Raw genomic sequence first — 11,520 nt, 5'->3', positions numbered from 1 at the left:
TGACGAGTGGGCTGTTCAGCGCTCGCGCTACATGACGCTGGAAACCATCGCCACAATGAGCGATGATCAGCTTATCAACTTGCCAGCCGCAAGTTGACCCATTCCCGGCCTTGGCCGGAAAGCTCGATGATCAACCGAGCTACACCATTCCATGGGACACGATCAATCAGCGCATCGAACTTGCCTGAAGCAAGCATGTTGCTGGCTGCAATCTCCTTGATCTGCGCAAGACTACCGCGCATGCCATTCATCTTCCAGTTCCCGGCAATAAGCGGCTTCGGCACCGGTCCCATGACATATCTCTCCCCGCGAACCCGGCTTCCGCTGGCCCGCATTTCGTTATTCTCTGTCTTCAGTTCAGCGATGCCACAACGAAAATGTGTGACATCGCTGCATCCAACCCCGTCGCACCGTTTATTTCCGGATTCCAGCTCACCGTCGCGAGACATGTTCTCGTCGGCACATTTTGGCTGATCAGGGCAGGTAGAAAACTTCCTTCAATTCCTGCGAAACAGGGCTGTTATCGGGATTGCTGGGCATCACTTCAGTCATGAATGCCCACCATTCCTTGCAAATCGCGGTGTCGGCGACAGCCGCCCAGCGCTTTTCCGACACGATCTCGACAGAGGCGAAAAGCAGGCTACGCGCCTCGTCGAGATAGATGGCGTAAGAGGATGCGCCATGGTCCTTCAGCGTCTCGGCAAGCTTCGGCCAGATCTCGTCATGGCGACGTTTATATTCCTCATGCTTGTCGGCAAAGACCTGCATGACAAATGCCTTCCGGATCTTCGTTTCCACTGCGACCATGGCTTTACTCCCTTATTTTCCGGCAAGTCGCCAGGTTTCGACGGCCATGGCTTCCGCCATCGGCTCGACGCCGAAGCGCGCAGCGAGATCGACGAGGTTGGCGGTCGTAATCGTCTGGCGGGCACCGCCCATGGAGACGACCTTGACGAGAACTTCGGCTGCCTTTTCGGCGGTATCGATCAGGCCAAAGGCTTCGTCGAGCGTATCGCCCGTGCCGAAAATACCGTGGAAGGGCCACATGACCAGTGTGTGATTGGCCATCTCCTTGGCGGTCGCATCACCGATCGTATCGGTACCGGGAACCAGCCAGCCCATGGTGCCGACCCCCTGCGGGAAGACGACGAGGCATTCGGTGCTGCTCTCCCATAGGGCGCGGGTCACGTTGGCCGGATCGAGATCCAGCACATAGGTCAGCGCCAGGAGATTGGTCGCATGGCAATGCATGATGACACGATCGCGACCATTGCTGACCTTCTGGCGAACGCCGTGGGACTTCAGATGGGAGGCAAGCTCGGAGGTCGGCGCGCCGCCATCGGTGAAGCCCCAGAGGATTTTCACCGAGGTTCCGTCAGGTGCCACCTGAACGACACCCATATTGGCTGCCGGATCGAGCTGAACGTTGCGGAAATATTTTCCGGTTCCGGTAACGATGTAGTACTGGCCGGCCAGTTCCGGCAGCGGATCGCTGATCGGAGCGCTACGGTTTGCAGGCCACTGCGCCAGATAGGGAGCAACGTCCTCCGGCAGCAAGCGTAGGCTGACATTGCCGCCATTGCGCTCGTCCCACCCCTTCAGCCACATGTCCGAGGTCGCCTTGACCATGGCGGTTACGAACCAGGAATTTGCAGTATGCAGTGTCATGATCATGCGGCCTTTCGTTTGCTCAGCACGTTGCGTTCATAATTTTTAACCTCGTCCAGCCAGGCGATGCCGACCGGCACGTTTCTGCTGAGGCAATAGAAATCCCAAACCGCAGACCACGGCATTGATTTGGCTTCTTCCATTATCGCCAATCGTGTCGTGAAATCCCGTTCGCTTTCCGCCTGTTTCAGCCTGGAAGCCGGCTCAAGCAGAGCGCGCAGAAGCGCCTTGCGGGTATTGCGCGTGCCGATCACCCAGGCCGCCACGCGGTTGATGCTGGCATCGAAGAAGTCGAGGCCGATATTGACCTTGCCAAGTACGTCGCCCCGGATCAGTTCGTTGGCGATTGCCTGCAGTTCATCATCAAACAGCACGACATGGTCGCTATCCCAGCGGACCGGGCGAGAGACGTGGAGCAAAACTTCATCGACGAATTGCAGCACCGACGACAGCTTGTCGGAGATGACTTCGGTCGGATGAAAATGACCGGCATCGAGGCAAAGCAGCGTTTTGCGGCTCGTGGCATAACCCATGCAGAACTCGCTGGAGCCGACCGTGTAGCTTTCGGCTCCGATACCGAAAAGCTTGCTCTCGACGGCATCCTTGTGGAACTCGCGCGAGATCTTTTCGGCAATGATCGCATCCAGCGACTGAGCGAGACGCTCACGCGGTGCAAACCGGTCGGCAGGCAAATCTTTCATGCCATCCGGCACCCAGATGTTCATCACCGATGGCGTGCCGAGCTGCTTGCCGAAATATTCGCTGACCTTGCGGCTTGCCTGGCAATGGGCGATCCAGAAATCGCGCACCGCCTTGTCGGGATGGCTGAGCGTCAGCCCATCTTCGCTCAAGCGATGCGAAAAGCAGGTCGGGTTGAAATCCAGGCCAATGCCGGCTTTTTTGGCCCATTCGACCCAGTTGTGGAAATGGTGGGGTTCGATCGCGTCACGCGAGACCGGCTTGTCGGTTTCGAGATAGATGGCGTGAAGATTGAGCCGCTTCTGGCCCGGGATCTGTGCCATGGCGAAATCGAGATCGGCGCGCAATTCGCCCGGAGTGCTTGCGCGACCGGGATAGTTGCCGCTGACCTGAATACCGCCGGTAAGTTCGCCCGCCGGGTTTTCAAAGCCGCGAACGTCATCGCCCTGCCAGCAATGCATCGAGATCGGGATGCTGTCGAGGCGGTTGAGAGCCGCCTCGGTATCGATCCCGGTCGCGGCGAAGACATCACGCGCCATGGTATAGGCGGCTTCGACTTTCTGTGATTGGCTCATCAATCTTGTCCTTCTAGAGCAGGCAGCGCGCTAAACGACTGGAAACGATCCCAGACGGCTTGGGGTACACGCTGGCGGGGAAGATATTCGGTTAGAGGGAATGAACGGCGCACGAGTGCGCGCGCTTCATCGAGGTTGGAAAGCTGGCCGAGGGCGATCATCTGCACGCAGACATTTCCGAGCGCCGTCGTCTCGATCGGACCGGCCGTTACCGGAACGCCGCAAGCATCGGCGCAAAGTTGGTTGACGAGGTCGTTCTGGCTGCCGCCACCGACGATACGGATACGATTGACAGGACGCCCGCGCAGGGTTTCCAGCTTCTCTTTCACCTGGCGATAGGAAAGGGCCAGGCTATCGAAGATGCAGCGCGAAAGGGCGCCGGCGCTCTCCGGTACGGGCTGTCCCGTCTCCCGGCAGAACGCCTGGATTTCCGCCGTCATGTTATCCGGGTTGAGGAACCGCGCCTCCTGGGGATTGATCAGGCTTCGCCAGGGCGTGCCGTCACGCGCTTCCGACACGAGCCCGCCGTGATCCGGTGATCCCAGTTCCTTGCGGACCCGCTGGATAAGCCAGAAACCCATGATGTTCTTGAGGACGCGGTAACGCCGCTCGACACCGCCTTCGTTCGAGACATTTGCGGCCAGCGCCTCAGCATCGGCAAATGGCGTCTTGCTCTCGATCCCCATCAGCGACCATGTGCCCGAACTGATGAAGGCCTCATCCTCGGTTTCCAACGGTGCGGCCGCAACCGCGGACCCCGTATCATGGGTGGCCGGGGCAACGACCTTGATGGCTGCCTCGCTCTGCAAGGCCGGTATCTCGCCGATGATGGTGCCTGCCTCGACCGGATGCATCATCATCGTCTTGGGCAATCCCGCGACTTCGAGCAGATCAGTATCCCAATCGTTCTCATGCAGATTGAATAACTGCGTCGTCGTCACGTTGGTGTATTCGTTGGAAAGCACGCCGCAGAGGCGGAAATGCAGATAGTCCGGGATCATCAGGAAGTGGCGGGCGCGAGCCAACCATTCGGGATGCTGACGAACGGTGGCTGCTAGCTGAAAGAGCGTGTTGAATTGCAGGAACTGGATGCCGGTGCGGTGGTATATTTCGGCGCGCGAGATCTCAGCGAAGACCGTCTCCATCATGCCGTCGGTGCGATGATCCCGGTAGGACACGGCGGGGCCGATGCGCTCCAGATTGTCGTCCAGCAATACGTAGTCAACGCCCCAGGTATCGACCCCGACGCTCGCCAGCCCCCCCTGCTCCTGGGCAATCGCCAGCCCTTTTCGCATTTCGGCTTCAAGGAAATCGAGATCCCAGCATTGATGCGCAAATACATCGTCGCCACACAGGTTGTTTTCGAACCGGTGGATTTCCGTCAGCGACAAAATGCCATCCCTGACTTCGCTCAGGATAACACGGCCACTGCTGGCACCGATATCGACGGCAACGATTTTCTCAGGCACTTTCATGCTTGTTCTCTTGTTCGTTTTCAGCAGCTTAGCCCTGTTGATGGGCACGGCGCCTTGAAGATGCAGACATGAGATTTGCTGATACGTGTCATTATTCGAAGATGACACCGGGGCTTTCGCGGCAAGCTGCCTGGCTGCATTATTAAGTCGCAGCGCCGCATTGATGCAGATCCGGATCGGCGTTTTCGAATGGGCTATCTGTACCGTTGTGCGCGATTATGAAGTTTTGATTCGATGAAGCTTTTGGCCAAGGAATTTTTCCGCTCGGACGCTCAAACGGTCATCGTGGAGGAAAGAACTCCGCAGACACCGTTTCCTCTGCATGACCATGACTTTCACGAGGTCATGATCGTTCTCTCCGGCAATGGCTGGCATATGTTGAATGATGAACCGCACTTCATCACTTGCGGAGAACTTTTCTACATCAAGGCAGAGGACCACCACGCCTATGAGCAGGTCGACGACCTCTACCTGACCAACATCCTGTTTCGGCCCGATAGGGCCTCCGGGCGTTATGATTTTCTCGACATCATGCGGCGTTCGGCAGATGGGGAAGATGGCACAAGGCGCCACTGGCAGGTTACCGAGGATATACTTGCGCAGGTCAAGCCGCTGATCGAAGCGCTGGAGAACGAGGCCCGCCGGTCAGATCCGCTTTCGGACGCGATGTCGGAGGCGCTGTTCAACCAGCTCTCGATCATCCTGTCGCGCTCTCAATTCGCCACGGACGCACGCGGCCTGCCGAATTCGGCACGCCTCGGACATGTGCTCAACTATCTCAGGCACAATTGCACCGAAGATATCGACCTCGAAAGTGTCGCTCAGCGCTTCGGCTATTCCTCGCGCAGCTTCAGCCGGCTGTTTCGCGAGGCGACGGCCACGACGCCGCACAACTATCTCGTCAAGCTCAGACTGAGCAAAGCCATGCGGGCATTGCGCGCGACCAATGACAGCGTCACCGACATCGCCTTTTCCTGCGGCTTCAACGACAGCAACTATTTTTCCTACAGTTTTAGCAAGATGACCGGCATGGCGCCGAGCGAATATCGTCGCATGCCGCGTCACAACCACGCCTGAACCCGAACAAGGGGCATGAGGCGGCCGGCGTTGCGGCCGGAACGCCGAAAGGCCCGCCTTATGAGCGGGCCTTTCGTGTCTATTCGCAAATCGCGCTTCCGCGCGTAATCACAGAGCTTTCTTGTAGAGGTCCAGAATATCCGCATCCGTGGCCGCGACCGGGTTGCCCGGTGCGCAAGGATCCTTCTGTGCCTTCTGGACCCAGAGCGGGAAGTCGTCCTCGGTTACGCCAAGTTCGGCAAAGCCGCTGGGAATGCCGACCGTTTCCGACAGATCGCGGATCGCCTTGATCGCGGCCTTGGAGGCATCCTCAATGCTCAATCCCTTGATATCGACACCCATTGCTTCGGCGATGCGTGCAAACCGTTCGACGGCGTAAGGACGGTTGAACTCCTCGACCAGCGGCATCAGGATTGCGTTGCAGACGCCATGCGGAAGATCTTTCACTGCGCCCGGCTGGTGCGCCATGGCATGGACGAGCCCGAGACCGGCGCTGTTGAAGGCGAGACCGGCAATGAACTGGCCATAGGCCATCATCTCGCGTGCCTCCAGATCCTTGCCATCCTTGACTGCGCGCGGCAGATAGGCCGCGATCAGGCGGATCGCTTCGAGCGCTGCATAATTGGTCAGCACATGCGCGCCCTTGGCGACATAGGCTTCGATTGCATGGGTCAGAGCATCCATGCCGGTTGCAGCTGTCGTTGCAGCCGGGATACCGGTCATCATGGCGGAATCGTTGACCGAAATATCCGGGATGATGTTGGCGTCGATGATGACCATCTTCACCTGAGCGACCGGATCGGTGATGACCGTGTTGGAGGTGACTTCAGCGGCAGTTCCCGCAGTCGTGTTGACGGCAGCCAGGAATGCGCCTGCCTTGGCGACCTTGCCGACACCTTCATAAAGCGTGATCGGGCCGGGATTGGCCGAGAGGATGCGCACGGCCTTGGCCGTGTCGATCGGGCTGCCGCCGCCGACACCGATGATCGCGTCGCACTTGTTGTCGACAAACACCTTGTAGGCAGCCTCGACGACCGGAACGGTCGGGTTGGGAACGACGCCATCGTAAACGAAAGCCTCGATACCCTTTTCTTTCAAGCCTTCCAGAAGTGGTGCGACAAGTCCGAACTTCACCAGCGTCGCGTCGGTGATAATGACCGGCCGCTTCAAGCCGCGAGCAGCAAGCTCACCGGGAACTTCGGCCAGACTGCCGGCACCGCTGATGTTGATTTTTGGGAAACACAGTCGAAATGCCATCTCGTTCTTTTCCTCCTGATCGGGAGGCTGCCGCTTCTATGGACGGCAGCGCTCCTGCTGATAATCTCCTTGGTGACCGGGAGTTTAGCGAAGGCCGAACGAGGAAGCCTTTGTGCCTTGGACATTGTTGCAGCCTGCATGGCCGGAAATTAGAGGTCGGAACATGGCAGGAGAGCGCGGCAGCGTCGAACAGTCGGAGAGTTTATGCCATGAGCACTACGTTTAACGCATGCACCTTGGATAGCAGAACTTCGACCTTGCCGGATCCCGGCAACAGCATTGCGCCGGAAAGAGCACCGGTCGTGATGATCGCACCGGCCTTCAGCGAGTTTGCGGGACGGGCACTGTCGTTCGCATAGGCGACCAGCCACGCAAGAACATCGCCAACCGGATGCTTTACCGGTCCTTTATAGATCGGGTTGCCTCCCTGAGTGACGATTAGCTCAGCCTCACCCACCGTATCAACGAGGGTTTTAGGGACAGCCGGGCCTAGCACGTATCCGCGATTTCCTATGCGATCTGCCACGAAAAGCGGGAAAGACAACGTTCCGCCCTCTTTTATGGCAGATGATAATAGTTCCGCTCCGAGATAAGCCTCTGAAACCGCATCATAGATCTCTTCACGGGAATAGAGATCACTTTTGATCGGAAGGGATCGGCCGAGGCGGACGGCGATCTCCACCTCGAACTTCATGCCGGGAAGATAGGGCAATTCCGCATCGCGCGAGGTTTCGACGTAAGGGTGCAGCGGCGCCACGACGGCATGTTTGTCAGGGGACATCGCCACCTTCCAGGCGTTACCCGGTACGCCTTCCTTTGCGGCAAGTGCCTGCTGGGCCTGCATCGCCATCGCCAGGTTCTGAGGCAAAGAAAATTCGGCGGTCGCTTGCGATCGGCAAGCTTCGCGTAACGCATACAAGCTGTCGGCGAGCGCCTGAACATCGAAAACCGTCGACAGACTATCGTTCATTTATCATCTCCGAATTGCTCAGGTTTTGATTTGGCGTGTCGGGTATCACCCTACTGTTCCGATATGCCGTTGTTACAAAGGTTTCTGAAGCTCAAGGCCAAGACGTTCGGCATGCGGCAGCAATGAATCTATCATGCCGACATATAAACGTCGCCGAGTTGACCGATACCCGCCTAACAGCCAGGAAATCGACTTCCCATATGCCGAGGCAAGCCGCCATCTGGTAGCACTGTATCGGTGCAGCGGATGATTTCCCAGCCGGTTTCCTCAAGCAGTTGCGGCAACCGGCGATGCCGCCCGACCGGGCGACGTCGTAGCGACAGCAATAGACATAATTGCCTCCCCTAGAGCAGGCCGAACTTCTTCAGTGTCTCGCCGATCTTGGCGTCCTGCTCAGCGTTGGGGAGAAGTGCTGGCTGACGGCTGGCACCAACGGAAGCGTCCTGAAGATAGAGCGCACGCTTGACCATGGCAGGCGGGAAACCGTGGGCGTAAAGATCGGTACGGAAGGCAGTGTAGATTTCCTGCTGGCGTTGGGCTTCCTCGACATTGCCGGAGTTGAAGCCGCCGACGATGCCGGCGAGAACGTCCGGCATGGCATTGCCCAGGCCTGAAATGCAGCCGGCTGCGCCGTTCTGCAACGACCACAGGACCAGATGGTCAGGGCCGGAATAAACTTCGAACCCTTCAACGTCCTTGGAAACCTGCAGATAGGCGGCCAGCGTTTCCTGTGCGCCGCCACTATCCTTGATACCGGCGATGTTGCCGTGGGCTGCAAGCTTGCGGGCGGTTTCCGGCTCGATGTGATTCTGCGTGCGAGCCGGGATATCGTAGAGATAGACCGGCGTTTTGACGGCATCAGCGACGGTGGAGAAGTGGCGGATCAGGCCGTCCTGCGTGCAAGCGATGAAGAAGGGCGTGATGACAGCGATGCCGGTGACGCCGATACGGTCGAATTCCTTGGCCAGTTGCAGAGTTTCGAACGTGGCGGGCATGCCGGCATTGACGATGACGTCGACCTTGCCGCCGACTTCATCGACCACTTCCTCGAGCAGCTTGATCTTCTCGCCGTGGGTCAGCGCGGAGAAATCGCCATTGGTGCCGGCGCACATGATGTTGTTGCCGGCCGCCACCTGACGGCGCACCTGTGCGCGCGTAGCTTCATAATTGATGGTTTCGTCATCGTTGAAGCATGTCACGATCGCGACGAAGGCTTTCTTGGTCATCATTCTACTCCAGAATCAATCAAATCAGGATGCGGTTGCCAGCCGGGCATTGCGGTTGGCCGCCTGCACGTCCGGGTCCGGATCGAGGCTGGCGGCGAGAAGGGCCTGCGTGTAGGGCTTTTGCGGGTTGTCGAAGACCTGGGCGACAGTGCCGAATTCGACCACTTCGCCCTTCTGCATGACCATCACATAATCGGCGAAATCGCGCACCAGCGGCAAGTCGTGGGCGATGAAGATAAAGGCGATGCCCATTTCCTTGCGCAGCTTGTCGAGAAGCGCGATCACCTGTGCCTGAACCGAAACGTCGAGCGCCGAGACGGCCTCGTCGCAGACGATCAGTTGCGGTTCAAGCGCAAGCGCGCGGGCAATGGCGATACGCTGGCGCTGGCCGCCGGAGAACTGATGCGGATAACGGCCCATATGTTCGGAAGAAAGGCCGACCTGACCAAGCAGCTCGGCGACACGCTCGCGCCATTTCGCCTTGGGCAAAATTTCCGGATGGATGACCCAGGCCTCGGAAATCAGCTGGTAGACGGTCATGCGCGGGTTCAGCGACTGGGTTGGGTCCTGAAACACCATCTGCAGATCGCGGCGCAGCTTGAACAGATCACCCGGCGACATGGTGAAAAGGTCTTTGCCCTTCCATTTTGCAGTCCCGCCATCCGCTTCTTCGAGACGCAGCAGGATACGGGCGAGCGTGGATTTTCCCGAGCCGCTTTCGCCGACGACAGCAACGGTCTCGCCAGCCTTGAGATCAAAGGAAACGCCCTTCAGGGCTTCGAAGCCGCCGTAAAACTTGCGGGCGTCCTTGACGCTGAGGATGGCGTCGCCGGAAGCTTCCGGTTCATGCATTTCGCCCTTGCCGGGAGCGGCGGCGATCAGCTTTTTCGTATAGGCGTGCTGCGGATTGTGATAGACCTCGCGCACCGTGCCGCTTTCGACCAGCTGGCCCTTTTCCATGACGACGACGCGGTCGGCGACTTCGGAGACAACGCCAAGATCGTGGGTGATGATCAGCACACCCATGCCGGTTTCGCGCTGGAGTTCCTTCAGCAGGTTCAGCACTTCCGCCTGCACCGTGACGTCAAGAGCCGTGGTGGGTTCGTCGGCGATCAGAAGGTCAGGTTTGAGGGCAAGCGCCATGGCGATCATGACGCGCTGGCGCTGGCCGCCGGAAAACTCGTGCGGATATTTGTCGAGCGCGCGTTCCGGATCAGGCAGGGCGACGCGCTTGAAGAGGCGGAGCGCCTCGGCCTGGGCTTGCGTATTGCCTATTCCGTGGGTTTTCAGCGCCTCGCGCATCTGCCATCCGACCGTGTAGACCGGATTGAGATGACTGAGCGGATCCTGAAAGATCATGGCGATCCGGCGGCCATTGACTTCGCGGCGTTGCTCCCCACTCATCGTCAGGAGATCCTTGCCGTCGAGCAGGATTTCCCCGGAGGAGATCTTGCCAGGTGGCATGTCGATCAGGTTCATGATCGCCGAGGACGACACCGACTTGCCGGAACCGCTCTCGCCGAGGATGGCGAGGGTTTCGCCACGATCGAGATGGTAGGAGATGTTGCGCACGGCGTGCACGACACCTGATGCGGTGTGGAAGTCGACCGAGAGGTTGCGGACTTCGAGCAGATGATCAGCCATGTTTCGGTCCTTTCATTTCCAGGCGCCAGCGCTGCACGGGGTCGAGCGCGATACGCAGCCAGTTGGACAGAAGGTTGAGCGAGAGCGTGGTGAGGATGATCGCCAGACCCGGCCAGAAGGACAGCCACCAGGCATTGGTGAGGTACTGGCGGCCCTGAGAGATCATCAGGCCCCAGGTGATTTCCGGCGGCTGGATACCGATGCCGAGGAAGGACAGCGCGCTTTCCGCCAGCATGACATAGGCAAAATCGAGCGTCATCAACGTCGTCAGCGTAGGGATGACGACCGGCAGGATATGGCGGAAGAGGATACGGTTGGACGACGCCCCCATGACCCGTGCGGCTTGCACGAACATACGCTGGCGGATTTCCAGAACTTCCGCGCGGGTGGTACGCAGATAGACAGGAATACGGGTGATCGCGAGTACCAGCATGAGGTTGAGGATGGACGAACCGAGGATGTAGAGAACGATCACAGCCACCAGCAATGACGGAAAGGACATGATGACGTCTGCCAGACGCATGATGACCTGACTGACGCGTTCCGACGCAAAACCGGCGATAAGCCCGAGCAGCGTGCCGACGATGGCCGAGATGACAACGGCACCTGCAGCAACCATCATGGTGTTCTGGGTGGCGACGATGATGCGCGGCCAGAGCGGGCGGCCAAGCGCATCGGCACCGAGCCACATATACCATTCGCGGTCGAACATGAATGGCGCAAGGTTACGGCCACGCAGGTTTTGTTTGGTAGCAAGCTCATCGAGCCATGTCGGGCCGATGATCGCCATGACGATGACGAAGACGAGGAAGATTGCGGCACAGAGGGCAAACTTGTCTGCCCAAAGCATGCGCGCCATACGCACAATGGCACTTGGTTCTTCCGCGACTGTTTCTTTTGGGGTGTGGGTAGATTGAATGGCCATGGTC

At 58.7% G+C, this 11,520-nt stretch carries 10 protein-coding genes and 1 pseudogene; 1 reads left to right on the top strand and 10 read right to left on the bottom strand.

Going from position 1 to position 11,520, the window contains the following annotated elements; genetic code table 11:
• Window positions 1-206 precede the first annotated feature (206 nt).
• The 5 genes and pseudogenes from JZX87_RS31360 to rhaB all read right to left on the bottom strand — a co-directional run.
• A pseudogene (locus JZX87_RS31360) lies at window positions 207-293 on the bottom strand (triose-phosphate isomerase); the annotation flags it as partial.
• A gap of 181 nt (window positions 294-474) precedes the next feature.
• Entirely contained in the window at window positions 475-807 is a 333-nt protein-coding gene (rhaM, locus tag JZX87_RS18895) for an L-rhamnose mutarotase (RefSeq protein WP_286194889.1), read from the bottom strand.
• Between the two features lie 12 nt (window positions 808-819).
• Complete coding sequence (gene rhaD, locus JZX87_RS18890; protein WP_286194888.1) at window positions 820-1,674, bottom strand: rhamnulose-1-phosphate aldolase; 855 nt, start codon at window positions 1,672-1,674, stop codon at window positions 820-822.
• Window positions 1,671-2,942, bottom strand: coding sequence for an L-rhamnose isomerase (locus JZX87_RS18885; RefSeq protein ID WP_206827288.1), 1,272 nt, complete (start codon window positions 2,940-2,942; stop codon window positions 1,671-1,673). The genes rhaD and JZX87_RS18885 overlap by 4 nt, the downstream gene beginning before the upstream one ends.
• Complete coding sequence (rhaB, locus tag JZX87_RS18880) at window positions 2,942-4,417, bottom strand: rhamnulokinase (RefSeq protein ID WP_206827286.1); 1,476 nt, start codon at window positions 4,415-4,417, stop codon at window positions 2,942-2,944. The genes JZX87_RS18885 and rhaB overlap by 1 nt, the downstream gene beginning before the upstream one ends.
• A gap of 234 nt (window positions 4,418-4,651) precedes the next feature.
• On the opposite strand from rhaB, the gene JZX87_RS18875 reads away from it, so the two are divergent.
• Window positions 4,652-5,494, top strand: coding sequence for a helix-turn-helix domain-containing protein (locus JZX87_RS18875; RefSeq protein WP_206827284.1), 843 nt, complete (start codon window positions 4,652-4,654; stop codon window positions 5,492-5,494).
• A gap of 108 nt (window positions 5,495-5,602) precedes the next feature.
• Here the strand turns inward: JZX87_RS18875 and JZX87_RS18870 are convergent, their stop codons facing one another.
• From JZX87_RS18870 to JZX87_RS18850, 5 genes are all read right to left on the bottom strand, one after another.
• Window positions 5,603-6,751, bottom strand: coding sequence for an iron-containing alcohol dehydrogenase (locus JZX87_RS18870; RefSeq protein ID WP_206827282.1), 1,149 nt, complete (start codon window positions 6,749-6,751; stop codon window positions 5,603-5,605).
• Between the two features lie 202 nt (window positions 6,752-6,953).
• Entirely contained in the window at window positions 6,954-7,709 is a 756-nt protein-coding gene (locus tag JZX87_RS18865) for a fumarylacetoacetate hydrolase family protein (protein WP_206827319.1), read from the bottom strand.
• A 356-nt stretch (window positions 7,710-8,065) separates the two neighbouring features.
• Complete coding sequence (locus JZX87_RS18860) at window positions 8,066-8,947, bottom strand: dihydrodipicolinate synthase family protein (RefSeq protein ID WP_206827281.1); 882 nt, start codon at window positions 8,945-8,947, stop codon at window positions 8,066-8,068.
• 24 nt (window positions 8,948-8,971) lie between these two features.
• The gene (locus tag JZX87_RS18855) at window positions 8,972-10,591 is read right to left on the bottom strand and encodes an ABC transporter ATP-binding protein (protein WP_206827279.1); all 1,620 of its coding nucleotides are present in this window, start codon (window positions 10,589-10,591) and stop codon (window positions 8,972-8,974) included.
• Window positions 10,584-11,516: an ABC transporter permease gene (locus JZX87_RS18850; RefSeq protein ID WP_206827277.1), complete on the bottom strand. Its 933-nt coding sequence runs from the start codon at window positions 11,514-11,516 to the stop codon at window positions 10,584-10,586. Before JZX87_RS18850 ends, JZX87_RS18855 begins: the two co-directional genes overlap by 8 nt.
• Window positions 11,517-11,520 lie beyond the last annotated feature (4 nt).

Source organism: Agrobacterium sp. Ap1, assembly GCF_017313375.1.
In the GTDB taxonomy this organism is placed as follows: Bacteria; Pseudomonadota; Alphaproteobacteria; order Rhizobiales; family Rhizobiaceae; genus Neorhizobium; species Neorhizobium cellulosilyticum.
The sequence above is the reverse complement of the archived record's forward strand: the minus strand, read 5'-3'. Positions and strand labels throughout refer to the sequence as shown.

Excerpts from the sequence above, each read along its gene's own strand:
- rhaM (WP_286194889.1), bottom strand. The coding sequence starts at position 807 with ATGGTCGCAGTGGAAACGAAGATCCGGAAGGCATTTGTCATGCAGGTC.
- rhaD (WP_286194888.1), bottom strand. The coding sequence starts at position 1,674 with ATGATCATGACACTGCATACTGCAAATTCCTGGTTCGTAACCGCCATG.
- JZX87_RS18885 (WP_206827288.1), bottom strand. The coding sequence starts at position 2,942 with ATGAGCCAATCACAGAAAGTCGAAGCCGCCTATACCATGGCGCGTGAT.
- rhaB (WP_206827286.1), bottom strand. The coding sequence starts at position 4,417 with ATGAAAGTGCCTGAGAAAATCGTTGCCGTCGATATCGGTGCCAGCAGT.
- JZX87_RS18875 (WP_206827284.1), top strand. The coding sequence starts at position 4,652 with ATGAAGCTTTTGGCCAAGGAATTTTTCCGCTCGGACGCTCAAACGGTC.
- JZX87_RS18870 (WP_206827282.1), bottom strand. The coding sequence starts at position 6,751 with ATGGCATTTCGACTGTGTTTCCCAAAAATCAACATCAGCGGTGCCGGC.
- JZX87_RS18860 (WP_206827281.1), bottom strand. The coding sequence starts at position 8,947 with ATGACCAAGAAAGCCTTCGTCGCGATCGTGACATGCTTCAACGATGAC.
- JZX87_RS18855 (WP_206827279.1), bottom strand. The coding sequence starts at position 10,591 with ATGGCTGATCATCTGCTCGAAGTCCGCAACCTCTCGGTCGACTTCCAC.
- JZX87_RS18850 (WP_206827277.1), bottom strand. The coding sequence starts at position 11,516 with ATGGCCATTCAATCTACCCACACCCCAAAAGAAACAGTCGCGGAAGAA.